Annotated in this window: 24 protein-coding genes; 21 read left to right on the top strand and 3 right to left on the bottom strand. The window is 62.8% G+C overall.

Annotated features, from left to right (window positions below; all coding sequences use genetic code 11):
- Positions 1-24 precede the first annotated feature (24 nt).
- Positions 25-1,104: a flagellar biosynthesis protein FlhB gene (gene flhB, locus C7I85_RS11535; protein WP_106724141.1), complete on the top strand. Its 1,080-nt coding sequence runs from the start codon at positions 25-27 to the stop codon at positions 1,102-1,104.
- Positions 1,101-1,532, top strand: coding sequence for a hypothetical protein (locus C7I85_RS11530; protein WP_106724140.1), 432 nt, complete (start codon positions 1,101-1,103; stop codon positions 1,530-1,532). The genes flhB and C7I85_RS11530 overlap by 4 nt, the downstream gene beginning before the upstream one ends.
- A 1-nt stretch (position 1,533) precedes the next feature.
- On the opposite strand, the gene C7I85_RS11525 is transcribed toward C7I85_RS11530, so the two are convergent.
- Complete coding sequence (locus C7I85_RS11525) at positions 1,534-2,301, bottom strand: helix-turn-helix transcriptional regulator (protein ID WP_106724139.1); 768 nt, start codon at positions 2,299-2,301, stop codon at positions 1,534-1,536.
- The gene (locus C7I85_RS11520; protein WP_181257151.1) at positions 2,298-3,008 is read right to left on the bottom strand and encodes a helix-turn-helix transcriptional regulator; all 711 of its coding nucleotides are present in this window, start codon (positions 3,006-3,008) and stop codon (positions 2,298-2,300) included. Before C7I85_RS11520 ends, C7I85_RS11525 begins: the two co-directional genes overlap by 4 nt.
- Before the next feature lie 540 nt (positions 3,009-3,548).
- Between C7I85_RS11520 and C7I85_RS11515 the strand changes: the two genes are divergently transcribed.
- The 19 genes from C7I85_RS11515 (at position 3,549) to C7I85_RS11425 (ending at position 25,372) form a co-directional block, all read left to right on the top strand.
- Entirely contained in the window at positions 3,549-4,574 is a 1,026-nt protein-coding gene (locus C7I85_RS11515; RefSeq protein ID WP_106724138.1) for a substrate-binding domain-containing protein, read from the top strand.
- A gap of 194 nt (positions 4,575-4,768) precedes the next feature.
- Positions 4,769-6,271 (top strand): sugar ABC transporter ATP-binding protein, encoded by a 1,503-nt coding sequence (locus C7I85_RS11510; RefSeq protein ID WP_106724137.1) that lies wholly within the window; start codon positions 4,769-4,771, stop codon positions 6,269-6,271.
- Positions 6,271-7,260, top strand: a complete 990-nt coding sequence (locus tag C7I85_RS11505) for an ABC transporter permease (protein WP_106724136.1) — start codon at positions 6,271-6,273, stop codon at positions 7,258-7,260. The genes C7I85_RS11510 and C7I85_RS11505 overlap by 1 nt, the downstream gene beginning before the upstream one ends.
- Complete coding sequence (locus tag C7I85_RS11500) at positions 7,257-8,249, top strand: ABC transporter permease (protein WP_106724135.1); 993 nt, start codon at positions 7,257-7,259, stop codon at positions 8,247-8,249. The genes C7I85_RS11505 and C7I85_RS11500 overlap by 4 nt, the downstream gene beginning before the upstream one ends.
- 1 nt (position 8,250) lies before the next feature.
- Positions 8,251-9,276, top strand: a complete 1,026-nt coding sequence (locus C7I85_RS11495) for a LacI family DNA-binding transcriptional regulator (RefSeq protein ID WP_106724134.1) — start codon at positions 8,251-8,253, stop codon at positions 9,274-9,276.
- 13 nt (positions 9,277-9,289) lie between these two features.
- Positions 9,290-10,534 (top strand): Gfo/Idh/MocA family protein, encoded by a 1,245-nt coding sequence (locus tag C7I85_RS11490; RefSeq protein WP_106724133.1) that lies wholly within the window; start codon positions 9,290-9,292, stop codon positions 10,532-10,534.
- 6 nt (positions 10,535-10,540) lie between these two features.
- A complete protein-coding gene (locus C7I85_RS11485) occupies positions 10,541-11,446 on the top strand; it encodes a carbohydrate kinase family protein (protein WP_106724132.1) in 906 nt (301 codons plus the stop codon).
- A 209-nt stretch (positions 11,447-11,655) separates the two neighbouring features.
- Entirely contained in the window at positions 11,656-12,327 is a 672-nt protein-coding gene (locus C7I85_RS11480) for a helix-turn-helix domain-containing protein (protein ID WP_245444924.1), read from the top strand.
- Positions 12,328-12,889: 562 nt separating this feature from the next.
- Positions 12,890-14,401, top strand: a complete 1,512-nt coding sequence (locus C7I85_RS11475; RefSeq protein ID WP_106724130.1) for an APC family permease — start codon at positions 12,890-12,892, stop codon at positions 14,399-14,401.
- Between the two features lie 15 nt (positions 14,402-14,416).
- Positions 14,417-14,911 (top strand): universal stress protein, encoded by a 495-nt coding sequence (locus tag C7I85_RS11470; protein ID WP_106724129.1) that lies wholly within the window; start codon positions 14,417-14,419, stop codon positions 14,909-14,911.
- A 177-nt stretch (positions 14,912-15,088) separates the two neighbouring features.
- Positions 15,089-15,985, top strand: a complete 897-nt coding sequence (locus C7I85_RS11465) for a class II glutamine amidotransferase (RefSeq protein WP_106724128.1) — start codon at positions 15,089-15,091, stop codon at positions 15,983-15,985.
- A 4-nt stretch (positions 15,986-15,989) separates the two neighbouring features.
- A complete protein-coding gene (locus C7I85_RS11460) occupies positions 15,990-16,727 on the top strand; it encodes a GXGXG domain-containing protein (RefSeq protein ID WP_106724127.1) in 738 nt (245 codons plus the stop codon).
- A gap of 8 nt (positions 16,728-16,735) precedes the next feature.
- A complete protein-coding gene (locus C7I85_RS11455) occupies positions 16,736-18,064 on the top strand; it encodes an FMN-binding glutamate synthase family protein (RefSeq protein WP_106724126.1) in 1,329 nt (442 codons plus the stop codon).
- Positions 18,065-18,100: 36 nt separating this feature from the next.
- Positions 18,101-19,444 (top strand): type III glutamate--ammonia ligase, encoded by a 1,344-nt coding sequence (gene glnT, locus C7I85_RS11450; RefSeq protein ID WP_106724125.1) that lies wholly within the window; start codon positions 18,101-18,103, stop codon positions 19,442-19,444.
- Between the two features lie 48 nt (positions 19,445-19,492).
- The gene (locus C7I85_RS11445) at positions 19,493-20,746 is read left to right on the top strand and encodes a sarcosine oxidase subunit beta family protein (protein ID WP_106724124.1); all 1,254 of its coding nucleotides are present in this window, start codon (positions 19,493-19,495) and stop codon (positions 20,744-20,746) included.
- 17 nt (positions 20,747-20,763) lie between these two features.
- Complete coding sequence (locus C7I85_RS11440; protein WP_106724123.1) at positions 20,764-21,090, top strand: sarcosine oxidase subunit delta; 327 nt, start codon at positions 20,764-20,766, stop codon at positions 21,088-21,090.
- Positions 21,090-24,071 carry a sarcosine oxidase subunit alpha gene (locus C7I85_RS11435; protein WP_106724122.1) on the top strand — a complete coding sequence of 994 codons (2,982 nt, stop codon included), beginning with the start codon at positions 21,090-21,092 and terminating at the stop codon, positions 24,069-24,071. Before C7I85_RS11440 ends, C7I85_RS11435 begins: the two co-directional genes overlap by 1 nt.
- A complete protein-coding gene (locus C7I85_RS11430) occupies positions 24,064-24,705 on the top strand; it encodes a sarcosine oxidase subunit gamma (RefSeq protein ID WP_106724121.1) in 642 nt (213 codons plus the stop codon). The genes C7I85_RS11435 and C7I85_RS11430 overlap by 8 nt, the downstream gene beginning before the upstream one ends.
- Positions 24,706-24,751: 46 nt before the next feature.
- Positions 24,752-25,372 (top strand): DUF2380 domain-containing protein, encoded by a 621-nt coding sequence (locus C7I85_RS11425; protein ID WP_245444923.1) that lies wholly within the window; start codon positions 24,752-24,754, stop codon positions 25,370-25,372.
- A 97-nt stretch (positions 25,373-25,469) separates the two neighbouring features.
- Here C7I85_RS11425 and C7I85_RS11420 read toward each other — a convergent pair.
- A partial coding sequence (locus tag C7I85_RS11420; protein WP_146148858.1) for a formate--tetrahydrofolate ligase occupies positions 25,470-25,867 on the bottom strand: 398 nt, incomplete at its 5' end.

Below are 25,867 nucleotides of genomic sequence, written 5' to 3'. Positions count from 1 at the left end.
GCTGCGGCCTGAGGCAATCGCGCCATGTCCGAGGGTGCTGACAAAGAGAGCAAAACAGAAGAGGCCACAGAGAAGAAGGTTCGAGATACGATCGAGAAGGGCAAATTGCCGGTCTCGAAGGAAATTTCGATCTTCGCCTCCTTCATCGCCATCCTGGTGTTTGCGACGTTTTTCGCCCAGGGCAACATCACCCAGCTTGGCTGGTTCCTCGGAATATTCCTGGAGAAGCCGGAGGCCTGGCCGCTGGCGAACGCGCAGGACGTCATCGAGCTTTATCGGGTCGTATTCCTGCAGATCGCCAAGCTGCTCGGCACGATGATGGTGCTATTGGTAGTCGCGGGCGTCGCGGCTTCAGTTCTCCAGAACATGCCACAATTCGTTGCCGAGCGCATTCGCCCGCAGGCGTCGCGGATTTCACTCGCGAAAGGCTGGAGTCGGATGTTCGGCGTCCAGGGATTCGTGGAGTTCCTGAAGTCGCTGGGAAAGCTCGGCTTCGTGGTTCTCGTGCTGATCTTCACGCTGAAGGGCGAGTATCGCGACCTTCTGGCTGGGATGATCACCCATCCGACGGCATTCGTTCTGACGGTGCGCAGCATCCTTATCCATATCCTTGTGTCTATCGTGGTCGTGATGGGCGTGATCGCGACGGCCGACCTTGTGTGGTCGCGCTTCCACTGGCGCCAGGAACTCAAGATGACCAAGCAGGAGGTCAAGGACGAGCTGAAGCAGTCCGAAGGCGACCCGATCATCAAGTCCCGTCTGCGCTCGCTCGGCCGTGACCGGGCACGGCGGCGCATGATGGCGGCGGTGCCAAAGGCGACGCTGGTGATCGCAAACCCGACCCACTATTCAATTGCCCTGAAATATGTGCGTGACGAGGATCAGGCGCCCGTCGTGCTGGCCAAGGGGCAGGATCTGGTTGCGCTGAAAATCCGGGAAATCGCCGAAGAGCACAATATTCCGATATTCGAAGACGTTGCGCTTGCTCGCTCCATGTACAAGCAAGTTTCGGTGGATAATGTTATCCCGACTAAATTCTACCAGGCAGTCGCGGAATTAATCCGCATCGTCTACAGCAACAAGGCGCGCAAAGTCGTTTCATGATGAAACAACCGCATGCATCATCTCGCGAGATCATAGTCGCGAACGCAATAAAAGAGGTAGTCAGCGAGCTCCGGCTCGTCGACGTCGCGGATTATATTTCATATATTCGTCTTGAGCAGTTCGGCTGTATTTCCGATATTGTGGACTCGGCTGCCGAACTGTTTTTCATGCCCGGCGCTCTGAAGCTCGGGCATGGCGGAGAGGCGCATGTCACCTGGATCGACGCGCCTCGCATCGAGCTCGATCTTGAGTTGAGACCCGCCGGCGTCACTGTCTATTTCACACTGACGCTGACGGCCCTGCATGCCTCGGTCGAGATCAATTACGTCGCCTTCGATAAGCCCGACGGTGATCCCGAACGGAACACGGCATTCCTGGAAGCCGCGGTCGAACGGACGCGGATCCGGCCCACGGTTCCGATGGTCTGACCTATTCTATCAGGCCGAGGCGCAAGCCCTTGGCGACCGCATGCATGCGGTTGACCGCGTTGAGCTTCTGCGTGGTGTTGGTGAGATACTGGTTGGCCGTGTGCACGGAAAGCTTCAGCCGGCTGGCGATCTCTTCGCTGGTCAGCCCATTCGCGGTCAGTTTGAGGCACTCCAGCTCTCGCTTGGAGATGGAGGGGAGCCTGCCGCTGTCTTCGGTCTGCATGCGTGCGACGGCTGAAAACAGGGCGAAGCAGCGCGCGTGGATGCCGGGAAGCTGTTCGGCCGAAAGCCTGATCTCGGCGCCGGAGAAGATCACCAGGCCGCACTGGCCGCGTTCGGCATAGGCGGGGAAGGCGATGCCTGATCCTTCAGAGCCCACCGGCGTGATCCGGGTTGTCCAAGTGAGTGCGGCAAGATTTGTCGCAGAGACGGAGCCGTTGTCGCTGCTCCACCAGCAGGGCAGCGTGGAGACGCGAGCGTGCCGCGTCAGCTCCTCGCAGCTCTCGCCGCAGATGAGTTTTGTGAAGCCTGTGGTGCGGGGATAATCCGCGTCGAAGCAGGGCGCCAGGCGGGCCCGTTCCGCCGAAGGGTTGACGAAGAACACGCCGAAGCTGCTGGCGTTTAGGTCGACGGCGATCCAGCGGCAGCGGCGCGCGGCGTCAGGAATGGTCACGGCCGGATGCTGCTCGAGGCCGGGAGTGGCGAAGCCAAACGGATTCTTGGGTTCGGAGGAAGCCGGAGTGGCGTTATGTGCGGCTGCGCGTGTCAAATGATGCCGCTCCTGATTGCAGTCGCCACCGCCATGGCGCGATTGCTGGCCGAGAACTTGCGAATTGCGTGTGTGATGTAGCTGTTGACCGTGTTCGAGGAGACACCGAGGATTACCGCTACTTCGTCGGTGGTCTTGCCCTCGGAGACCCAAAACAGGCACTCGCGCTCACGATCCGAAAGCGGATCCTGCATGACGGCGGCACCCAGCACCTCGGACATGCGCGACAGCCCGTAACAGCACTCGAACTGTGCCTGGATCAATGCCGCGAGATCGATGCGCGCGATCGAAGCGGCGGAGAAAAGCAGAAACAGGGGCTGGCGGCCGACAAAGAGTTTTAGCGCGTAGATCTCGCTGTGGCCGAGCACGTCGAGGAGCTTGATGTCTTCGCCGCCAATGCCTTCGAGGGCTGGCGCTGCGGCCGTCACGATCGCGCGCGGCCTACCGCCCGGAGAGGCGGCAAAGGAGCTCTGCGCCAGGGTTGCGATCAGCTTCTGGCCGGCGAGTTGGATCGCGTCGTAGATCCAGTTCGAGGCGATGATCCGAGCGTCCGATTGGTCCTGGTCGTGCACGACAGCCACGAGCATGTAGGCGTCGGCGCCCACCGCCTCGGTCTGCTCCATGAGAAAGGTTGTCAGGTCGCCGCGCGTTGCCGGCTTGGCGGCAGGGGGCTCGAATGAGCTTTTTTCAACGGCGAGACTTGTCATTGCCATGCAATTCGGGGGCTCGGGATGGCCGGAATCTGTCTGCATGCCCGAGCACTGACCTAGTCAGTAACCGAGCCTGAAAACGCCTTTACTTGTTACGAAAACACGCACCAGAACACGGTGGTGTCACCGGCTGCCTCAATATCGGGCGAACGCCAATACCTTCCCGCAGATGGGGTCTATTGGGCGCCGAACCATTCGCGGCCGGTTGATTCGTAGCGAATGTAACCCACGGGATTCCAACAGCAAACCTGAAAATTTAACACGTTGTTAACTTTCGCGAGGCGGGCGTCTATGTCGCAGGCGGCAGTTGGGTGAAGGGCGTGCGGTCCGCGTCCGGAGTTTGATTTCCCCCTGGCTTCACTCGAACTGGCCAAGTTTTCACTATTGCTGCCCTTAGCAGTTCTCCCGTCTGCCTGGTCGGTTCCGCGGTGCGAACGATTTCCCCAGAAATCGCCAATCGGAGTCCAATAACGTCTATTGAAATCGATTTCATTTCGGATAATCTCGCCTCGGTTCAGTTTTTTTGGGAGGGAACTCATGAAAAAGTCCACGATGTTTGCCTTGACCACCGTTGCCGCGATGGCGGTGTCGGTGTTTTCGACGCATGCAGAGGATTTCAAGATCGGCTTGAGCAATGGCTGGGTAGGCAGCGAGTGGCGCACCCAGATGATTGATGAGGCCAAGGCTGCGGCCGAAGCCTGGAAGGCCAAGGGCGTCAATGTCGAGGTCGTGGTGCAGAGCGCCAATGTCGACGTGCCGGGCCAGATCGCCCATGTGCGCAATTTCATGAGCCAGGGCGTCAACGCCATCATCATCAATCCGAACAGCCCGACGGCCTTCGATCCGATCTTCAAGCAGGCCAAGCAGCAGGGCATCCTTGTGATTGCCACCGACGCCGAAGTGTCGTCGAAGGACGCCACCTATGTCGGCATCGACCAGAAGGGCTGGGGCGCTGCCGGCGCCAAGTGGCTGGCCGAGACGCTGGGCGGCAAAGGCAATGTGGTCGCCATCAACGGCGTCGCCGGTCATCCGGCAAACGAGATGCGCGTAGCCGGCTACAAGGAAGTGTTCGGCCAGTATCCCGATATCAAGGTCGTCAACGAGGTGAATGCGAATTGGGATCAGGCGCAGGGCCAGCAGGCCATGCAGAACCTGCTCGCGACCTATCCGGACATCAATGGCGTCTGGGTGCAGGACGGCATGGCCGCTGGCGCCTGGAAGTCGATCATCGATGCCAAGAAGGGTTCGTCGATCGCCGCCACCGGCGAAATCCGCAAGGACTTCATCGACATCTGGAAGGCTGACAAGCTGAACTCCGGCGCGTCGGTGAACCCGCCCGGCGTGATGGCCAGCGCGCTCAACGTCGCTGTGCTGATGCTGCAGGCCAAGGAGCTCAAGGAGCCGGCGACAGCTGGCCAGTATGGCAACGCCATGTATCTGCCGATCCCGTTCATCGACAACAAGAACCTCGATGAAGCCGCCCAGGCGGTCGACGGCAAGCCTGGCTACTATTCCTACACCAGCCAGCTTTCCATCGAGGACGCTGAGAAGCTGTTCAAGTAATTCCTCCCTGCGAGAGCGCCTTCCTCCTTCCTTTGGAACGCGCTCTCGCGACCGCTAGGCCGCGATAGGGCCAGCGCTAAGGCTCTGCGCTCGCGATGTCTTGCACCCGATTGGACGCAAGGCGATGCTGCGGGGCAGTGAATAGGGTAGAGGGGCATCCGCAACGGATGAACCGCTCGATAGGAACCGAAACAATGTCCGAGCTGCTGATACGCGGCGCGCGCAAGGCCTACGGCGCGACGCTCGCCTTGCGCCGTGGCGACCTTCATCTGCTTCCCGGCGAAGTCCATGTGCTGATCGGCTCGAACGGGTCGGGCAAGAGCACGCTGTGCAAAATCGTTGCCGGCAGCGTGAAGCCGGATGCGGGCGAGGTGCTGCTCGACGGCAAGCCGGTCACCATTGCCGGTCCGCAGGCGGCGCGCGAACTCGGCATCGGCATCTTCTACCAGGAACTTTCGCTGGCTGCCCGGCGCACGGTGGCCGAGAATATCTGCATGCCCGCGTTGCCGGTGAAGGGCGGCGTGTTCGTCGACCGCGCCGCGCTGGAGGCAAAGGCCGCGCGCATCATCGAGGCATTCGCCGATGTCGCCGGAGAGGGTTTTTCGGCCGACGCGCCGGTGAACACGCTGCGTGCCGATCAGCGGCAGCTGGTCGAGATCATGAAGGCGCTGGCCACCGAGGCATCCATTCTCATCTTTGACGAGCCGACCTCGGCTCTCGATCGGGCGCAGGTCGATCGCTTCTTCGAAATACTGCGCCAGCTAAAGGCGGAAGGCCGCGCCATCGTCTTCATCTCGCACCGCATGGACGAGATTTTTGCCATTGGCGACCGCGTGACCGTGATCCGCGATGGCGAGACTGTCGGTACGTCGAAGATTTCCGAGACCGACCAGGCGTCAGTCATCCGCCAGATGGTTGGCGAGCGCGACGATCTGGCAACGCCTGCGGTGGCGCCGCCTGCTCATCAAGCGCAGCGGTCGGCCGTGCTTTCGGTGTCGGGGCTGAGCGGGCCCGGTTTCCGCAATGTCAGCTTCGAGGTCGCCAAGGGCGAAATCCTCGGCTTCGGCGGCCTGCACGGGCAGGGACAGTCGGCGGTGATGCGCTCGATCTTCGGTGCTGACGCGCATCATACCGGCACGATCGCCTTGAACGGCAAGCAGATCGCGATGAAGTCGCCGCGCGAGGCGATCGCGCATGGCTGCGCCTATGTCTCGGGCGATCGCAGCCGAGATGGCATCCTGCAGGGACGGCCGATCTTCGAAAACGTCACGCCGATCCATTTCCTGCGCAACCAGCTGGCGCTGGCGCGTCCGGCCTCCCTGCGCGAGCGGGCTATGCGGCCGCTGCAGGCGCTCAAGACAAAGTTCCAGGGGCTGGAGCAGCCGATTAATTCTCTCTCCGGCGGCAACCAGCAGAAAGTCGTCATCGCACGCTGGCTGATCGATAGGCCGGACGTGCTGCTGCTCGACGATCCGACCAAGGGCATCGACCTCGCGGCCAAGACCGATCTTTTCGCGCTGATCCGCAAGCTGGCGGAGAATGGCATGGGTATCGTGCTCTATTCGTCCGAGGACGCCGAACTGCTCAACAATGCCGACCGCATCCTGGTCTTCAACAGCGGGTCGGTCACACGCGAACTCACCGGCGCGGACCGAACGCGCTACAATCTCTATCACGCCGCCTACGAGGCCGCCTGATGCAACAGATCATCTCTACTCCTGCGATGAATACCAGCCCGCTCAAAAGCGTGCTGCAGCGCTTTCCCTTTGTGCCGGCCCTCATCATTCTCATTGCATTGGTGGCGCTCAATGGCTTCTTCCAGCCGCGTAGCCTGAGCTTCGGCTCCATCACTGGCCTGTTCAGCACCTATCTGGCGCTGATGCTGCTGGCGGTGGCTCAGACCTATGTCGTGTTCTCCGGCGATATCGACCTTTCGGTCGGCAGCATCGTTTCGCTCGTCAATGTCGTCATCATCGTGCTGATGGAGAAGTGGGGCGGCGGCGGGCTGACGGTCATCGCCGCCTGCCTGGTCGGCATCCTGACGGGCCTTGCCTGCGGCGTCGCCAACGGCATCATGATTGCAGGGCTGAGATTGCAGGCCATCGTCGCCACTTTCGCGACCAGCATCTTCTTCACCGGTCTTGCTCTCTACGTCCTGCCGGTGGCGGGCACGCCGGCGCCGGAGGCTTATTGGATGACCTATGGCGGCACTTATTTCGGCATCCCTTTCGTGTTCTACGTGGTGGCGGCAGTCGCCATCGTGCTCGGCGTGCTGGCGCGCATGAGATTGACCACTCAGATGCTGGCGGTTGGCGATGACGCCATGGCCGCCTTCCAGACCGGTCTGCCGGTCACGCTGATCCGCATCAAGGGCTATGTGCTGTGCGGGCTGTTTTCGGCGCTCGCAGCGCTTTGCATCACAGGCGACACCGCAAGCGGCGATCCGCTCGTCGGCGGCAAGATGACGCTCTACAGCGTCGCGGCCGTGGTGCTCGGCGGCTCGGCTCTGTCGGGTGGGGCAGGGACGGTGACGGGTTCGCTGATCGGCGCCCTCATCATCGGCCTCATCAACTCGCTGGTCTTCTTCGTCGGCACGCCGTCTGAATGGCAGAACCTTGTGCAAGGCCTCGCTATCCTGACTGCGCTGATGGCCGGCATCCTCGTCAGCCGGGGAGCGCGCGCATGAGCACCGAGACGGCAGTCTCCGTTACCGCCGCTCCTTCGAAGGCGATTGAGTTCCTGAAGCGCCCGCTGGTCGTCGCGCTGATCCTGATCGTGGCGCTCTTGGCGCTCGGCGAAGCATTGTCGCCGGGCTTTGCCTCGGCCGAACAGATCCTGCGCCTGCTGGTCGTCGCATCGGTCATGGGTATCGTCGCAGCGGGCCAGAACCTCGTCATCATTGGCGGGCGTGAAGGGATCGATCTTTCGGTCGGCGGCATCGTCTCGCTGGCCGCCATCCTGGCCGGCAATGTCATGAACGGAGCCGAAAGCGGCATCTTGCCGGCGGTTCTGGTCGCGGTCAGCGTCGGCGCGCTCTTTGGCCTGTTCAACGGGCTTGGCATCACACTGCTGCGCATTCCGCCGCTGGTGATGACGCTCGGCATGCTGGGCGTGCTTCAGGGGCTTCTCGTCGTCATCCGCAACGGCATTCCGTCCGGCCGCGCAGCGCCAGCTCTGTCCCAGTTCGTGACACAGCCCTTGCTCTTTGGTCTGCCGGGCATCATCTGGCTCTGGATCGCCATCGGCCTCTTCATGGCGTTCCTGCTCAAGCGCACCGTGTTCGGCTACCGCATCTACGCAATCGGCTCCAATGAGCAGGCGGCTTTCATGGCCGGCGTCCCGGTGAAGACCATCCGCGTCGGGCTGTTCGTGCTGTCGGGAGTCTTTGCGGCGCTCGCCGGCGTCTGCCTGCTCGGCTATTCCGGCTCGTCCTTCTCCAATGTCGGCGAGCAATACATGCTGCCTTCCATCATCGCGGTGGTGCTGGGCGGCACGCCATTGGCAGGCGGCAAGGGCGGCTACACCGGCACTATGGCGGGTGCGGTGCTGCTGGTCATCCTGCAGAGCATCTTGACCACCGTCCATATCGACGAATCCGGCCGCCAGATGGTGTTCGGTGCGACGCTTCTGGTGCTGATGCTGTTCTACGGCCGCGGCCGGGCCATGCGGGGCTGACGTGGACAGGCGAGCCAAGATCAAGGACATCGCGCTGCGTGCCGGCGTCTCGCCGGCGACGGTGTCGCGCGCCCTGTCGGATTCCGGCCTTGTCGCCGAGCCGACATTGTCGCGCATCCGCGAGGCGGCGCAGTCGCTAGACTACCGGCCCAATGTCCGGGCCCGAAACTTGCGCACGCAAAAGTCGATGGCGGTGCTGTTGGTCGTGCGGGACGTCAGCAACCCCTTTTATCTCGAGATATTCAAGGGCGTGGAGGCGACCGCGCGCGAGGCTGGCTATTCCGTGCTGATGGGCAACACGGAAAACCATCCCGATCGCGAGCTTGAATATTTCGACATGCTGCGCGATGGCCATGCCGACGGCATGGTCCTGATGAACGGCAGGCTGCCTTCAAGCCATGCCCGCGACGCCGAGCAACTGGCACGGTTGCCGATCGTGGTGGCGCTGGAAATCATCGAAGGCTGCCCGCTGCCGCATGTGCAGATCGACAACGCCGCGTCCGCCTACGGGGCGGTGAAGCACCTTTTGTCGCTCGGCCACCGGCGCATCGCCCATATCTGCGGCCCGGTTCCCGAGGTGATGAGCGTGCTGCGCCGTGAAGGCTATCGCAAGGCTATGGCCGAGGCCGGGCTTGCTGTGCCGGAAGGCTATGAGCCGATCGGCGACTACACCATCCCCTCCGGTGCCGAGCTTTGCCGGCAGCTGTTTTCGCGGCCCGACAAGCCGACGGCGCTGTTCGTGGCCAATGACGAGATGGCCTTCGGCGCCATCAACGAACTCAGGAAGCTCGGCCTCGACGTGCCCGGCGATGTTTCGGTCGTCGGCTTCGACGATCTGTTCCTCAGCGAATGTTTCTATCCGCCGCTGACTACTGTCAGCCAGCCGCGCGCCGACATCGGCAAGCAGGCGATGAAGCAACTGCTCAGAGTGATGAACGGCGACGACAGCGTCGAAGCGCTGGTCGAGATGCCAACGACGCTGAAAATCCGCGGGTCGACCGGCCCGGCCAAGACATCCGACAATTGAAAGGAAGGCATCCATGACCAATCTGCCGAAAGACAGGCTGCGCGTAGGCTTTGTGGGCACCGGCTTCATCGCCCAGTTCCACCTGAAGTCGATGGTCGGTGTGCGCAACATCGACGTGGTGGGCGTCTACAGCCGCAAGCCGGAAAACCGCGCGCACTTCTCGGCTATGGTTTCCGAACTGGGCCTCGGCTCCTGCAAGAGCCACGACAGCCTGGAAAGCCTGCTGCGCGACGAGAATGTCGACGCGATCTGGATCCTTTCGCCCAACTATACGCGCCTCGACGTCATGCGCACGCTGCATGCCGAAGTGACCGCCGGCCGCAGCAAGGTCTTTGCAGTCGCCTGCGAGAAGCCGCTGGCCCGCACCGTTGCCGAGGCGCGCGAAATGCTGCGCCTTGCCACTGACGCCAAGCTCAACCACGGTTATCTGGAGAACCAGGTGTTCTCCACGCCCGTGCTTCGCGGCAAGGAGATCGTCTGGCGGCGTGCTGCTTCGACCACGGGCAGGCCATATCTGGCGCGCGCCGCGGAAGAGCATTCCGGCCCGCACGAAGCCTGGTTCTGGCAGGGCGACAAGCAGGGGGGCGGCGTGCTGTCGGACATGATGTGCCATTCGGTTGAGGTGGCGCGCCACCTGCTGACCGAGCCGGGTGCTGCGCGCAAGTCGCTCAGGGTCAAGTCGGTCAACGGCACCGTCGCCAACCTCAAGTGGACGCGCCCGCACTATGCCGACCAGCTCAAGCAGCGCTATGGGGGCGGCGTCGACTACCGCAATCATCCGTCTGAGGATTTTGCGCGCGCCACCGTGTCGCTCGAGGACGAGCAGGGCAACGATCTGATGATCGAGGCGACCACTTCATGGGCCTATGTGGGCGCGGGCCTGCGCATCCAGCTTGAGCTGCTGGGGCCCGAATATGCGATGGAATTCAATTCGCTGAACACTGGCCTTAAGATATTCATGTCGCGCGCCGTCACGGGTTCCGAAGGCGAAGATCTGGTCGAAAAGCAGAACGCCGAGCAGGGCCTGATGCCGGTGTTGGAAGACGAGGCCGGCGTCTATGGCTATACCGACGAGAACCGCCACATGACCGAGTGCTTCCGCAAGGGCGAGACGCCGCTCGAGACCTTTGAGGACGGGCTTGCAGTCGTGGAAATCATGATGGGCCTTTACCGCTCGGCGGAAATAGGCGAGACGGTGCACTTCCCGGCGCCGGAACTCGAAAACTACGTGCCGGTCGTCGCACGCCACATCAGCTAAGTAGCCATGCCCATACCGCCGCTCCTCATCCTCGGAAACGTCAATGTCGACCTCGTCATGGGGGAGGTCGACGGCTGGCCAGCCATCGGCACCGAGGTCGTGGTGCCGCGCAGCGAGATGCGGCCGGGCGGATCGGCCGGCAATACCGCGCTGGCGCTGAGCGGCATGGGCTTTGCGCACCGCCTGCTCGCCAGCGTCGGCAACGACGCCATGGGCAGCTGGCTTGCCGGCAGTTTCGATGAGGCCTGCTCGACCTGGGTAATCGACGATTCCGACACGACCATCAGTGTCGGCATTGTCCACAAGGGCGGCGATCGCGTCTTCTTCACCGCGCCGGGCCATCTGCATCACGCCCGGCTCGAAGACCTGCTCGCCCATATCCCGGCCGCGCCGACGGCGGCGAGCTTTGCCTGCATTTCCGGCGGCTTCCTCATGCCGTCGCTGATCGAGGGGACGAGCGAACTGCTGCGACTGCTGAAGCAGCGTGGCTGGCAGACGGCGATCGATCCGGGCTGGCCGCCGGAGGGTTGGAGCGAGGCCAACAAGATGCGATCGCTGGAATGGCTCTCCCTGGTCGACTACGCGCTGCTGAACGCCGAAGAGGTGAAGGGCCTGGGCGAGAACGACAATCTCGGCACAGCCGCCATAACGCTTTCAGGTCGGCTCGGCGCTGGCCAGACGCTGGTGATCAAGAACGGCCCGGACGGTGCTTCGGCCATCCGCGACGGCAACTCGGTTTCGGCCAAGGCGCCGCCGGTCACCGTCATCGACACCGTTGGCGCCGGCGACACCTTCAACGCCGCTTTCCTAGCCGGATTGAGCCTGGGCGACAGCTTGCAGGCGGCGCTCGAACGCGGTGTTCGCGCCGCTTCCCTGGCGATCTCGACCTTTCCGCGCCGATACACGGCCTGACCTTTTGCAGGGCTATTCGAGGCCTTGCACGATTCGTCGCAGCAAACGTGCAATGCGTGAGAAATGCTTGAATTTCCCGCCATTACCGCGTACGGGAAATAAAAAAATTCACTATCAGTAAAAATTTAACGTGGCGGGTGAGCGAAGTGGCGAAGACATCGACACCGGCGGCAGAGCCGCGCAAGCAGAGCAAACGCAGAAGCGAGGCCGTGCAGGCGATTAAGTCGCTGGCAAAGGACCTCAACGCCTCCAAAAGTCTGAACCAGAACCCGCATGCGGTTCGCGATACGCGCGAGAACGTGCTGGAAGTTGCCATCGGGCGCGAAGTTCGCGCCTTCCGCAAGAAGCTCGGCATCACCGTGGCGGATCTGGCCGCGGCCACGAACATCTCGCTCGGCATGCTGTCCAAGATCGAGAACGGCAATACTTCGCCGTCGCTGACGACGCTTCAGTCCTTGTCGCGGGCGCTGGGTGTGCCGCTGACGGCGTTTCTGCGCCGCTTCGAAGAGGAGCGCAACGCGGTGTTCGTGAAGGCCGGGGAGGGCGTCGATGTCGAGCGGCGCGGTACGCGCGCCGGGCATCAATACACGCTGCTCGGTCACATCGGATCGAACACCAGCGGCGTGACCGTCGAGCCCTATCTCATCACGCTGAGCGAGGATTCGGACGTGTTTCCGACCTTCCAGCACGACGGCATGGAGTTCCTCTATATGCTGGAGGGCGAAGTGGTCTATCGGCACGGCAACAATCTCTACACGATGCTGCCGGGCGACAGCCTGTTCTTCGACGCCGATGCCCCGCACGGCCCTGAACAACTGACCAAGCGGCCGATACGCTATCTGTCGATCATCTCCTACCCGCAAGGCAGCGGCAGCGACTGAGGACAAGCTCGGTCGTCCGAGTCGGCGCGATATCGGCGTCCGGCCTTCGCATAGCAATGGTCATGAAACGGCGGTCTGGCGATCGCGCGTGACCCTTTTTACTTGCCCAGCTTATTGAGCCAGCGCGCGCTTTCGACACAAGCAGCGTGCCGTTTCGGGCTGGATTCTACCAGCCCGAAACCGTCCCGGGCACTGCTCTGCCACCCCTGATTGTCCTCTCTGCAGCTCCTCACCCAACGTCACTCCACGCTTGACAAGCCTTATGGTGAATGTTTCTCATAAGGTAATTAATTTGCCTGGCAGTATATAAAAATAGACGGGGAACAGCGTCCCGCCAGGCTCGATGGACGCTCGAAAAGGGAAAGAAATGCCAAACCTCAATCGACGGATTGGGGTCATGGTCCATGCTGTCCTGCGTGGTCTGTGGCCGCCGACGGTGCACCCATTCGAATGGAGGAGATTCGATGGCTGAACGAACAAAGATTTCCGAGACGGAAGGAATAGATCGCTTCATCGAGATCATCTCGGGAAGCCGGGCGGGCATGACACGGGAGGTCATCAAATGAGCCAGGCTGGATCAGAGGCATTAGACGTTCTTGACTACGAACACGGCAATCTACAGACCGGCACCAATTGGTGGGGAGCATTTGTAATCGGTCTTGCCGGTACCATTCTCGTCACCGGGGCCGCGCCCGCATTCCTCACGGTTTTCGGTGCTTCCTACATTCCTTTCATAACCTTCTTCACTCTTACCGGCGTCGTTCTTTGCCTGCTTCTGGCGGAGCTTTCGGCAATGATGCCGGGGCGCACGGGTGGCTCGCCCTCCTACGCCTATCCCGCCTACAAGGAGCGCTGGCCGCGACTTGCACCCCATGTGAACGGCATCACCGCATGGATGTATTGGGTAGGTTGGATGCCGGTTGCGCCGCTCAACATGATCCTGGCGTCCTTCTACATCACGCATCTGTTCGGTCTGGATGCCACGCATGGCATCACGCCGGTCAGCACCTTCATTCCTTACTGGACGCTGGCGATCACGGCGGTCGGCCTGATCGTTCTCTCCATTCCCGCCTATCTCGGCATCCGCTTCGGCACGTCCATGGCAACGGTGCTTGCCGTGCTTTCGATGATCCCGCTGACTTTCCTGTCGATCGGTTTCATCTTCAATCTCGACGCGGCGAACTGGAGCGAACTTGCAGGCTTCCGGCATCTGGATGGCTCGAGCTTCTTCAGCCCGGTCGGCGGATATCCGGCGTGGATGATGTATGTCGCTTATGCGTTCCCGTTGCTTTGGACGGTGATCGCCTATGAAGCGGCTGCCTGCTACATCGGCGAATGCAAGCATCCGGGGCGCGATGCCAAGATCGCGATGACGCTCGAAGGCGGCTATGGCGTGTTCGTCTACACCATGCTGCCGATCTCCTTCGTGGTGGTGCTCGGCGCCAAGGCCATCTCGGACCCGGCCCTGGTCGATCCCAAGACGATGTTCGTTACCTTCGCCAGCAACATCTTCCCCGGCGTCGCCGGAACGGTGATGGAATGGCTGATGGCGGCGATGCTGATCGTGGCACTCGTGCTCTCGGCGCTGAACTCGCTGATGGGCTGCTCGCGCTCGCTCTACCAGATGTCGCTCGACGGGCAGTTCCCGCGCTTCTATCAGCACCTGAACAAGCATCATGTGCCGGATCGCGCCATGATGACCAACGTGGTCGCCAGCCTGGCCATCGCCTTCATGGGCGGTGCGATCGAGATCTATTCCTTCTCCAATGTGGGATATCTCGGTTCGTTCGTGCCGGTGCTGATCGCCTACTATCTGCTGCGCAAGGATCGGCCGAATGTCCATCGTCCGTTCCGTCTGCCCGAATATTTCAAGTATATCGCGCTAATGTTGGCCGCGCTGTATTTCTTCGTTTGGCTGGTTGGCGGTCTGATATATTCGTATATCGGCGGTCAGGCGATCTACTACTTCCTCGGTGTCGCTACCATTTTCATGTACCTTCCGCTCTATTGGTATCGCATGTGGGAAGACCGGCGTGCCGGCTTCGCGCCTGCGATGGCAGTCGGCGGGAACTGAGGAGCGCGGTCGAAAATGATCCGGACTCCGTTCGGACGCCCGCATGAAGCCGGCAACCCGCTCGAGGTCAGCAATGTGCTGGTCGCGTCGGAGGGGCGGCGGTTCAGCCAGGAGGTGATCGATCTGGCCGTGCGCCTGGTGCACAGCCAGGGAGGTCGCGCCCAGGTTCTGACCGTGGCCCGGCTTTGGGGAACAGGTTTCGGCCTCCCCAATCCGGGCCTGCGTCCCAGTCGGCGCGAAATGGCAGAGCAGGAAGAAAACATCATCTGGGCGATCACCCAGCTGGAGAATGCCGGCGTGGAGGCCGATGGCCACATCGTCACCACTCGCAATCCCTGCCGGAGCATATTGAGCGAGGCGAAGCGCAAGAAGTGCGATGCCATCGTCATGGGGGCGGACCCGCGCCGCAACTGGCTCGTCCGCAGCATGATGTGGAGCCAGGAACCCTATCGCGTTCGTGGCCGCACCAAGGTGCCCGTTCATCTCGTTTGTCCGGCCGGGCAACATTGAACTTCTGCTGCCGCCTGCGGATCGCAGGCGGCAGTCTCTCTGGCCCGATCGTGGCCAGAACAATTGGACGACATGGACCAATCTTTTCTATAAGGAAAAAAACATTCATGTCAGTTGAATTCAAAATTTGGACCTGCTAGCTTTCATTGCAGGCAGAAAACAAACGAGGTGAACGCCATGTGTGGCATTGTGGGGCTGTTTCTGAAGGACAAGTCGCTGGAGCCTCAATTAGGCGCCATGCTGTCGGAGATGATGGTCTTGCTGACTGATCGCGGTCCCGACAGCGCCGGCATCGCGATCTACGGATCGTCGGCCGAGGGCCAGGGCAAGCTCACCATTCAGTCGCCGGCGCCAAAGCGCGATTTCGCGGGGCTGGATGCTGAGCTCTCCAAGAAGATCGGTGCGCCGGTCGCCATGACTGTGAAGTCCACGCATGCAGTGTTCGTCATGCCGGCCGACAAGCTCGAGGCCGCGCGTGAGGCCATCGCGGAACTCCGGCCGGCCGCACGCGTCATGGGCATGGGCGAGGCGATCGAAATCTATAAGGAAGTGGGCTTGCCGGAGAAGGTGGCCGAGCGCTTCGAGGTTTCGAAGATGAGCGGCACGCATGGCATCGGCCACACCCGCATGGCCACTGAGTCCGCTGTGACGACCATGGGCGCGCACCCGTTCTCTACGGGTCCCGACCAGTGTCTCGTTCATAATGGCTCGCTGTCCAACCACAACAATGTCCGTCGCGAGCTGCGGCGCGAAGGCATGACCTTCGAGACCGAGAACGACACGGAAGTGGCGGCAGCCTACCTGTCGCACAAGATCGCCGGCGGCATGGACCTCGGTCAGGCTCTGGAATCGAGTCTCAGCGACCTCGACGGCTTCTTCACTTTCGTAGTCGGCACCAAGAACGGCTTTGGCGTGGTGCGCGATCCTATCGCCTGCAAGCCGGCAGTCATGGCCGAGACCGACCGCTACGTCGCGTTCGGGTCCGAATACCGCGCGCTGGCCAATCTGCCGGGCATCGAACAGGCCAGGGTTTGGGAGCCCGAGCCCTCAACCGTCTATTTCTGGGAGCATTGAGACGATGGCTACATCCAATCTTGCCAAGGCGCCAGCGCCGGAGACGCAATATGCGGCGAGGGTGTTCGACCTCGCCAAGGTCCCGCTGCGCGAACTCAACCAGGCGCTGCATGATGTGACGGATGGCTCGAACGAGACCGCTTGGGAAGTTCTGAATCCGAAGGGCAATCACGCAGTTGCTGTGGGCATCGATGCGGCCATCAATGTCGATGTGCATGGCAGCGTGGGCTACTACTGCGCCGGCATGAACCAGAAGGCCAACGTCACCGTGCACGGCTCGGTCGGACCGGGCGTGGCCGAGAACATGATGTCGGGCGCCGTCATCGTGAAGGGCGACGCCAGCCAGTATGCCGGGGCCACCGGTCGCGGCGGCCTGCTGGTCATCGAGGGCAACGCCTCGTCGCGTTGCGGCATTTCGATGAAGGGCATCAACATCGTCGTGCGCGGCAATGTCGGGCACATGTCGGCCTTCATGGCGCAGTCGGGCAATCTCGTTGTCCTGGGCGATGCCGGCGATGCGCTTGGCGACTCCATCTACGAGGCGCGGCTGTTCGTGCGTGGCTCGGTCAAGAGCCTCGGCGCCGACTGCATCGAAAAGGAGATGCGGCCCGAGCACATCGAAATCCTGAAGGACCTGCTCGAGCGGGCCGGAATGACCGATGCGAAGCCCGAAGAGTTCAAGCGCTACGGTTCGGCGCGCACGCTCTACAACTTCAACATCGACAACGCCGACGCGTACTGAGGTAAGACATGACCTATCACAATCCTCCGACCACGCCGCGCAGATCCGCAACGTTCGACGAATATACGATGTCGGAAATCCGGCGCGCCGCCGCAACCGGCATTTATGACATCCGCGGCGCGGGCGCCAAGCGCAAGGTGCCCCACTTTGACGACCTGCTGTTCCTTGGCGCCTCGATCTCGCGCTACCCGCTCGAAGGCTACCGTGAGAAATGCGAGACAAAGGTCGTGCTCGGCTCGCGCTTCGCCAAGAAGCCGATCGAGCTGAAGATCCCGATCACCGTCGCCGGCATGAGCTTCGGCTCCCTGTCCGGTCCGGCCAAGGAGGCGCTGGGTCGTGGTGCGACGATCGCCGGCACCTCCACCACCACCGGCGACGGCGGCATGACGGAAGAAGAGCGCGGTCACTCCCAGACGCTGGTCTACCAGTATCTGCCGTCGCGCTATGGCATGAACCCGCGTGACCTGCGCCGCGCCGACGCGATCGAGATCGTGGTCGGCCAGGGCGCCAAGCCCGGCGGCGGCGGCATGCTGCTCGGCCAGAAGATTTCCGACCGCGTCGCCGAAATGCGCACCTTGCCCAAGGGCATCGACCAGCGCTCGGCCTGCCGCCATCCCGACTGGACCGGTCCGGACGATCTCGAGATCAAGATCCTCGAAATCCGCGAGATCACCGACTGGGAAAAGCCGATCTATGTGAAGGTCGGCGGCGCGCGCCCCTATTACGACACCGCGCTCGCGGTGAAGGCCGGTGCCGACGTCGTGGTGCTCGACGGCATGCAGGGCGGCACTGCCGCTACGCAGGAAGTGTTCATCGAGAATGTAGGCCAGCCGACGCTCGCCTGCATCCGTCCCGCGGTCCAGGCGCTGCAGGATCTCGGCATGCACCGCAAGGTGCAGCTGATCGTGTCCGGCGGCATCCGCAATGGCGCTGACGTCGCCAAGGCGCTGGCTCTTGGCGCGGACGCCGTGTCCATCGGCACAGCCGCGCTGGTCGCGCTCGGCGACAACGATCCGCGCTGGGAGGCCGAGTATGAAAAGCTGGGCACCATCGCTGGCGCTTATGACGACTGGCATGAAGGAAAGGACCCTGCAGGCATCACGACGCAGGACCCCGAACTGATGAAACGTGTGGATCCGATCGCGGCGGGGCGTCGCCTGGCCAACTACCTGAAGGTCATGACGCTGGAAGCGCAGACCATCGCGCGCGCCTGCGGCAAGAACCATGTGCACCACCTCGAACCCGAGGATCTGTGCGCACTCACGATCGAAGCCGCCGCCATGTCAGGCGTGCCGTTGGCGGGCACCAACTGGATACCGGGGAAAAACAACTTCTAACAAGAATAATTAAAACAAGCCGAGAGGAACAAATAAATGGGAACGGCTTTCGATACAAAAATTGAGAACAAGACGACGACCGACCTCGCAGAGTTCGCGAGGGCAAGGGACGTCAAGTACTTCATGGTTACCTATACCGACCTGTTTGGGAGTCAGAGGGCCAAACTCGTTCCGGCGCGGGCCATTGCCGATATGCAGAAAGACGGGGCCGGCTTTGCCGGCTTCGCGACGTGGATGAACCTGACCCCAGCCCATCCGGACATGCTCGCGGTGCCGGATCCGAGCTCGGTGATCCAACTGCCGTGGAAGCCGGAAGTTGCTTGGCTGGCTTCCGACTGCGTCATGGAAGGAAAAAGCGTCGAGCAGGCGCCGCGCAACACGCTGAAGCGTCTTATCGCTGAGGCGGCTAAGGAAGGCCTTCGTGTCAAGACCGGTATCGAGCCGGAATTCTTCCTGACCACACCCGACGGCAAGATGATTGCCGACTCATATGACACCGCGACCAAGCCCTGCTACGACCAGCAGGCGGTCATGCGCCGCTACGACATCATCGCCGAAGTCGCCGACGCCATGCTCGACCTCGGCTGGGAGCCGTATCAGAACGACCACGAGGACGCCAACGGGCAGTTCGAAATGAACTGGGCCTACGACGACACGCTGGCGACCGCTGACAAGTACTCGTTCTTCAAGTTCATGATGAAGACCGTTGCCGAAAAGCACGGTCTGCGCGCCACTTTCATGCCCAAGCCGTTCCCGACGCGTACCGGTAATGGCTGCCATGCGCATATCTCGGTCTGGGACCTCGACGGCCAGGTGAACATGTTCGCCGACCGCAATTCTTCGGACGGCCTGTCGGAGAAGGGCATGCACTTCCTGGGCGGCATCATCAAGCACGCCCCGGCGCTCACCGCGATCACCAACCCAACCGTGAACTCCTACAAGCGCATCAACGCCCCGCGTACGACGTCGGGGGCGACCTGGGCGCCCAACACGGTGACCTGGACCGGCAACAACCGCACGCACATGGTGCGCGTGCCCGGCCCCGGCCGCTTCGAGCTCCGCCTGCCTGACGGCGCGGCCAACCCCTATCTGATGCAGGCTGTCATCATCGCGGCCGGCCTCAGCGGCATCCGCGCCAAGGCAGATCCAGGCCCGCGCAGCGATATCGACATGTACAAGGACGGCCACACCGTGACGCACGGCTCGAAGCTGCCCCTGAACCTGCTCGACGCCCTGCGTGAACTTGACAAGGACACGGAGCTGAAGGGGCTGATGGGCGAGGAGTTCACGAGCGGCTTCATCAAGCTGAAGACGCAGGAGTGGAACTCCTACGCGAGCCAGCTCACCCAGTGGGAACTCGACAACACCCTCGACTGCTAACTTGCCTCGGAAACGGAAATCGCAGGCCTTTTCGCGGAAAACACAGTGATGAAGTACTCAATTTTTTCGCTCGCGAAGGCGGCGCTTACCGGACACAAGGGTTGGGGTCGCGCTTGGCGCGATGCCGCACCCAAGGCACATTATGACGTCGTGATCATCGGCGGTGGCGGCCACGGCCTCGCCACCGCCTACCACCTGGCGGAGCGCTACGGCATCCGCAATGTGGCGGTGCTGGAAAAGGGGTGGATCGGGTCCGGCAATGCCGGCCGCAACACCACGATCATCCGGTCCAACTACGGCCTGCCCGGAAACACAGGCTTCTATGAGCTTTCCATGAAGCTCTGGGAGCGGATGGAGCAGGATCTCAACTACAACACCATGGTGAGCCAGCGCGGCATCATCAATCTCTACCATTCCGATGCGCAGCGCGATGCCTTTGCCCGGCGTGGCAACACCATGCGCATCAACGGCATCGATGCCGAACTGCTCGACAAGGCGGCAGTCCGCAAGATGCTGCCCTTCCTCAATCACGACAACGCCCGTTTCCCGATCATGGGCGGCCTGGTGCAGCGGCGCGGCGGCACGGCGCGCCACGACGCGGTGGTGTGGGGTTATGCCCGCGCCGCCGACAGGCTCGGCGTCGACATTATCCAGAACTGCGAAGTCACCGGCTTCGTGCGCGATCACAACGGCCGGGTCGCCGGCGTGGAAACCTCGCGCGGTCGGATTGGCGCCGGCAAGGTCGGCATGGCAGTTGCGGGCAACTCGTCCCGCGTCGCGGCGATGGCCGGCCTCAGACTGCCGATCGAGAGTCATGTGCTGCAGGCCTTCGTGTCGGAGGCGATCAAGCCGCTGATCCCGGGCGTCATCACCTTCGGCGCCGGCCACTTCTACGTCAGCCAGTCCGACAAGGGCGGCCTCGTCTTCGGCGGCGACATAGACGGTTACAACTCCTATGCCCAGCGCGGCAACATGCCAGTAATCGAGGATGTCTGCGAGGGCGGCATGGCGCTGATGCCGATGATCGGGCGCGTGCGCATGCTGCGAAACTGGGGTGGCATCATGGATATGTCGATGGACGGCACGCCGATCATCGACAAGTCGCCGGTGGACGGTCTCTATGTCAACGCCGGCTGGTGCTACGGCGGCTTCAAGGCGACGCCTGCCTCCGGCCTGGTCTTCGCCCATCTGATGGCGACCGACACGCCGCATGAAGAGGCCCGGCGCTTCCGGCTGGACCGCTTCGAGCGCGGCGCGATGATCGACGAAAAGGGCCAGGGCGCCCAACCCAATCTGCACTGAAAGCGAGGCAGGCGAAAATGCGTATTGCATGCCCCTTCTGCGGCGAACGCGAGAATGGCGAATTCACCTATCTGGGCGACGCCAAGCCGAAGCGTCCGTTCGTCGCCGTCATCGAAGACGGCAAGGGAGCCGAAGGCGAACAGGACGCCTTCTATGAATATGTCTATCTGCGCGACAACGTCGCCGGCGAGATGAGCGAATACTGGTACCACGGCGGTGGCTGCCGCTCATGGCTGGTCGTCAAGCGCAACACGCTCACCCACGAAATCCTCTCCGTTGCAGCCGCGCCCGGAACCGGCGCGGCGGTGGTTGATGTCGCAATGGCCAAGGCAGGTACGGAATAATGGCGTCGCAGCAGGCAAACCGGCTGGCCGCAGGCGGCCTGATCGACCGTACGACTCCGCTGAGGTTTTCCTTCGACGGCAAGACCATGACCGGCTATGCCGGCGATACGCTGGCCTCCGCTCTGGTGGCGAACGGCGTGAAGCTGGTCGGCCGCTCCTTCAAGTATCATCGTCCGCGCGGCATTCTCACCGCAGGCTCGGAAGAGCCGAACGCGCTGGTCGAACTACGCTCCGGCGCGCGGCGCGAGCCGAACACGCGCGCCACCACCATCGAGCTCTATGACGGGCTCGACGCGCTGAGCCAGAACCGCTGGCCCTCGCTCGGCTTCGACGTCATGGCGGTCAACTCGCTTCTGTCGCCGATCTTCGTCGCCGGCTTCTACTACAAGACCTTCATGTGGCCGGCGAAGTTCTGGGAGAAGATTTACGAACCTGCCATCCGCCGCGCCGCCGGCCTCGGCCGCCCCAGTGGCGTTGCCGATCCCGACCACTACGACAAGGCCTGGGCGCATTGCGACGTGCTGATCGTGGGCAGCGGCCCGGCCGGCCTGGCGGCCGCGCTTGCGGCTGGTCGCGCCGGCGCGCGGGTGATCCTTGCCGAAGAGGATTCGCTCGTTGGCGGCCGGCTGAACAGCGACGGCGGCGAGATCGACACCATCCCCGCCGCCGAATGGGCGGATGCCGCGCTCGGCGAACTTCGATCGATGCGCAACGTTCGCGTCATGACGCGCACCGCCGTCTTCGGCGTCTATGACGGCGGCACCTATGGCGCGCTGGAACGCGTCAACGACCATGTGCCGGTGCCGCCCAAGCACCAGGTGCGCCAGCGCCTGTGGCGCATCGTGGCCAAGCGCTGCATCCTCGCAGCCGGCGCGACTGAGCGGCCGATCGTCTTCCCCGGTAACGACACGCCCGGCGTGATGATGGCCTCGGCCGTCCGCACCTATATCGAGCGTTTCGCGGCGGTGCCCGGCAAGCGGCTGACGCTCTTCACCAACAATGACGATGGCTGGAGGACGGTCGAGAGCGCCTTGCAGGCCGGCGTGGAAATCGCCGCCGTCATCGATGCGCGCAAGGATGTGCCGGCGCGTTGCAAGGCGCTGGCGGAAGATGACGGTTTTGCGCTCTATAGCGGCAATGTCACCGGCGTGCGCGGTGGCAAGGCGGGCATCAGCCATGTCGACATTGGGCTGGCCAATGGGCGCCGCACGACAGTCTCTGCCGACACGCTTGCCATGTCGGGCGGCTGGAATCCTTCCGTAGGACTTGCCTCGCATCACCGCGGCCGTCCGAAATGGCAGGCCGAGATCGCCGCCTTCGTGCCGGATGGCTGCCCGCCGGGCATGACCGTCGCGGGTGCGGCCAATGGCGAGCTGTCGCTGGGCGCCTGCCTGCGTAGCGGCCATGAGGCGGGCGCTAGTGCTGCAGCGGACTGCGGCCATGCCGGTGCAAAGCACACAGCGCCGGCAGCGACGGACGAAAGCGTCGCCATTGCCCCGCTCTGGCATGTAGAAGGCAAGCAGAAGGCCTTTGTCGATTTCCAGCACGACGTCACTGCCTCGGACGTGGCGCTTGCGCAGCGCGAGGGCTTCGAGTCGGTCGAGCACCTGAAGCGCTACACCACGCTCGGCATGGCGACCGATCAGGGCAAGACCTCGAACGTTACCGGCCTTGCCATCATGGCGCAGCTCACCGGTCGTTCCATCCCGCAGACGGGAACGACGATCTATCGCCCGCCGCAGGTTCCGGTGGCGATTGGCGCATTCGCCGGACACCATCGCGACGAGAATTTCCATGCAACACGCCTGACGCCCTCCCACCATTGGGCGGCCGAGCGCGGCGCAGTGTTCGTCGACACGGGACTCTGGAAGCGCGCGCAGTGGTATCCGCAGCCGGGCGAGAATGACTGGCTGGAGTCGGTCAGCCGCGAGGTGCTGGCGGTGCGCAACGGCGTCGGTTTCTGCGACGTCTCCACGCTCGGCAAGATCGACGTGATGGGCAAGGATGCCGGCGTTTTCCTCGACCGCGTCTACCTCAATGCCTTCTCGTCGCTTGGGGTAGGCAAGGCCCGTTATGGCCTGATGCTGCGCGAGGACGGCATCGTCATGGACGACGGCACCACCTCGCGGCTGGCCGAGGACCACTACTACCTCACCACCACAACGGCCAAGGCCGGGCCGGTGATGCAGCATCTCGAATTCTGCCGGCAGGTGCTGTGGCCGGAGCTCGACGTGCAGATCACCTCCTGCACCGACCAGTGGGCGACGTTCTCGATCGCCGGGCCGAAAACGCGCGATCTGCTGCGGGAAATAGTCGACCCGGCGGAAGACCTGTCCAACGAGGGCTTCCCCTTCATGGGCGTGCGCGAGGTCCAGCTTCGCGGCGGCATGGTCGCACGGCTGTTCCGGATTTCTTTCTCGGGTGAGATGGCTTTCGAGATCTCCGTGCCTGCCCGCTATGGCGATGCGCTGGCGCGCAACCTGATGATTGCCGGCAAGCCCTTCGGCGTCACGCCCTACGGCACCGAGGCTCTCGGCGTCATGCGCATCGAGAAGGGCCATGTCGCCGGACCGGAACTAAACGGCACCACCACGGCCGCCGATCTCGGCCTCGGCAAGATGATGTCCAAGAAGAAGGACTTCGTCGGCCGCGTTATGGCTGGGCGAGAGGCGCTGGTCGCACAGGACCGTCAGGTGGTGGTCGGTATCAAGCCGCTCGACAAGACAAGGCGGCTGCGTTCAGGGGCGCATATCATCCCGAGGGGGACCATGGTTGGGCCGGAGACGGACCAGGGCTATGTCACCTCCGTCTGCTACTCGCCAATCGTTGGCCAGTGGATCGGGCTTGGCCTGGTCGAGCGCGGGCGCGAGCGGATCGGCGAAATCGTGCGTGCGCACGACCCGCTGCGCGACGAAGACTATGAAGTCGAAATCTGCAATCCGTGCTTCTACGATCCCGAAGGAGGACGTCAGCGTGGTTGATTTTGTCTGGAACGTCCGTTCACCGCTGCAGCAGGCGGTCATGCCCGGCAGGGCAGGGGCGATTGTCCCATTCGCTGGCGTGAAACTCGCCGAGATCCGCGATTTCGATCTGGTGCAGATATTTGCCCGGCGCGGCCAGCGGGAGGCGACTGCGAAGGCGGTGAAAAAGCACTATGGCGTCGACGCACCGGCGCCGCGGCAGGCAGTGTCCGCAAAAGGGGCCACGCTGATCTGGTCCGGTCCGGATCAGCTCATGGCATTGTCGGCGCGCAAGCCCGGCACGTTCCGGCCGGTGGATGCGCTGCGCGAAAGCTTCGAGGGCATCGCCTCGCTATCCGACCAGTCGGACGGCCGCTGCCTGATCCGCATGAGCGGCCTCCAGGCTCGCGCCATGCTGGCGAAGCTGACTTCGGTCGACCTGCATGACAGCGTTTTCCCCGTCGGCACGGCGGCTACAACGTCGATCGATCATACCGCGGTCAATCTTTGGCGTTCTGAGAACTCCGAAGACGGATCGCCGGTGTTCAACGTTCTGGTCTTCTCCAGCTTTGCCGACAGCATCTGGCACACGATTGTCGATGCCGCGGCCGAATACGGCATCGAGATCGAAACCCGGTCCGCCGCATCGGTATAGTGCCGATCCATCCTCCCAAATGACGAGCCGGCATCGGTTGCCGCCGATGCCGGCAATTTCTATGGTTTGCCCAACGAGCCGATCCCTGTCGGAGCGGGAGGTGCAAGTGTTTTCAAGTCGGGTGCTTTCCCGCAATAAGCGCAACGGCGCATGCCGTGCGATCGCCCGCCAGGCCGGCCTCTCTGCAATTGGCGGATTGTTTCTCTGTTCGATCGCCCTGCCGGCCGCGATGGCGGAAAGCCCGCCGTCACTGGCGCTTTCAGGCTTCTTCCTGCTCGATACATCGGGCGAGCAGCGCGACCAGACCGCCGAGCACAATGCACGCCTGGCCCGTTTCGACGGCATCATGCGCGACGAACTCTCGAAGAGCGGCAAGTTCGCTCTGGTGAATATGAACTGCCCGCAGCCGGGCTGCACCGCGCAGTCCGTGAAGCTCGATCAACTGCTCGAAAGCGCCAAAGCTGCCGGCGCACGGTTTCTTGTCATCGGTGCGGTCGAGAAGATGAGCACGCTCGTCCTCTGGGCGCGGCTCGAGGTCTATGACGTTGCGAGCCGCCAAATGGTCTTCAATCGGCTGTTCACCTTCCGGGGCGACAACGATGAAGCCTGGCAGCGCGCGGCGCATTACATTGCCAACGAACTGATCAAGAACGCGCCGGCAAACTGATTGGCGGGCCTGATCTCATAACAAAACGCCGCGCGAACATCTCCGCGCGGCGCCAATGGTGTCGAGTGGCTGCGGGCCGTGGCCCGCGACGCTCGGCTTAGAAAAGGCCTTCGATCTGGCCGTGCTCGTTGAGGAAGATCTTCTCCGACGACGGCACCTTGGGCAGGCCGGGCATGGTCATGATCTCGCCGCAGATGGCGACGACGAAGCCCGCACCCGCCGACAGCCGGACCTCGCGCACCGGCACCGTGTGGCCGACAGGCGCACCGCGCAGATTGGGGTCGGTCGAGAACGAGTACTGGGTCTTGGCCATGCACACCGGCAGGTGGCCGTAGCCCTGCGCCTCCCAGGCGTGCAGCTGGTCGCGCACCGACTTGTCGGCGATCGCCTCCGAGCCGCGGTAGATGCGCTGCACGATGGTGTTGATCTTGTCGAACAGGCCCATCTCGTCGGCATAGAGCGGCGCAAACTGCGAGGCGCCGCTTTCGGCGAGGC

The organism is Pseudaminobacter soli (ex Li et al. 2025), from assembly GCF_003012705.1.
In the GTDB taxonomy this organism is placed as follows: Bacteria; Pseudomonadota; Alphaproteobacteria; order Rhizobiales; family Rhizobiaceae; genus Pseudaminobacter; species Pseudaminobacter soli.
The sequence above is the reverse complement of the archived record's forward strand: the minus strand, read 5'-3'. Positions and strand labels throughout refer to the sequence as shown.

What these genes read in the sequence shown, in the direction of transcription:
- C7I85_RS11510 (WP_106724137.1), top strand. Translation starts at nt 4,769, where the DNA reads ATGTCCGAGCTGCTGATACGCGGCGCGCGCAAGGCCTACGGCGCGACG.
- C7I85_RS11520 (WP_181257151.1), bottom strand. Translation starts at nt 3,008, where the DNA reads ATGACAAGTCTCGCCGTTGAAAAAAGCTCATTCGAGCCCCCTGCCGCC.
- C7I85_RS11465 (WP_106724128.1), top strand. Translation starts at nt 15,089, where the DNA reads ATGTGTGGCATTGTGGGGCTGTTTCTGAAGGACAAGTCGCTGGAGCCT.
- glnT (WP_106724125.1), top strand. Translation starts at nt 18,101, where the DNA reads ATGGGAACGGCTTTCGATACAAAAATTGAGAACAAGACGACGACCGAC.
- C7I85_RS11515 (WP_106724138.1), top strand. Translation starts at nt 3,549, where the DNA reads ATGAAAAAGTCCACGATGTTTGCCTTGACCACCGTTGCCGCGATGGCG.
- C7I85_RS11505 (WP_106724136.1), top strand. Translation starts at nt 6,271, where the DNA reads ATGCAACAGATCATCTCTACTCCTGCGATGAATACCAGCCCGCTCAAA.
- C7I85_RS11445 (WP_106724124.1), top strand. Translation starts at nt 19,493, where the DNA reads ATGAAGTACTCAATTTTTTCGCTCGCGAAGGCGGCGCTTACCGGACAC.
- C7I85_RS11530 (WP_106724140.1), top strand. Translation starts at nt 1,101, where the DNA reads ATGATGAAACAACCGCATGCATCATCTCGCGAGATCATAGTCGCGAAC.
- C7I85_RS11490 (WP_106724133.1), top strand. Translation starts at nt 9,290, where the DNA reads ATGACCAATCTGCCGAAAGACAGGCTGCGCGTAGGCTTTGTGGGCACC.
- C7I85_RS11460 (WP_106724127.1), top strand. Translation starts at nt 15,990, where the DNA reads ATGGCTACATCCAATCTTGCCAAGGCGCCAGCGCCGGAGACGCAATAT.
- C7I85_RS11470 (WP_106724129.1), top strand. Translation starts at nt 14,417, where the DNA reads ATGATCCGGACTCCGTTCGGACGCCCGCATGAAGCCGGCAACCCGCTC.
- C7I85_RS11500 (WP_106724135.1), top strand. Translation starts at nt 7,257, where the DNA reads ATGAGCACCGAGACGGCAGTCTCCGTTACCGCCGCTCCTTCGAAGGCG.
- C7I85_RS11455 (WP_106724126.1), top strand. Translation starts at nt 16,736, where the DNA reads ATGACCTATCACAATCCTCCGACCACGCCGCGCAGATCCGCAACGTTC.
- C7I85_RS11475 (WP_106724130.1), top strand. Translation starts at nt 12,890, where the DNA reads ATGAGCCAGGCTGGATCAGAGGCATTAGACGTTCTTGACTACGAACAC.
- flhB (WP_106724141.1), top strand. Translation starts at nt 25, where the DNA reads ATGTCCGAGGGTGCTGACAAAGAGAGCAAAACAGAAGAGGCCACAGAG.
- C7I85_RS11425 (WP_245444923.1), top strand. Translation starts at nt 24,752, where the DNA reads ATGCCGGCAATTTCTATGGTTTGCCCAACGAGCCGATCCCTGTCGGAG.
- C7I85_RS11485 (WP_106724132.1), top strand. Translation starts at nt 10,541, where the DNA reads ATGCCCATACCGCCGCTCCTCATCCTCGGAAACGTCAATGTCGACCTC.
- C7I85_RS11440 (WP_106724123.1), top strand. Translation starts at nt 20,764, where the DNA reads ATGCGTATTGCATGCCCCTTCTGCGGCGAACGCGAGAATGGCGAATTC.
- C7I85_RS11435 (WP_106724122.1), top strand. Translation starts at nt 21,090, where the DNA reads ATGGCGTCGCAGCAGGCAAACCGGCTGGCCGCAGGCGGCCTGATCGAC.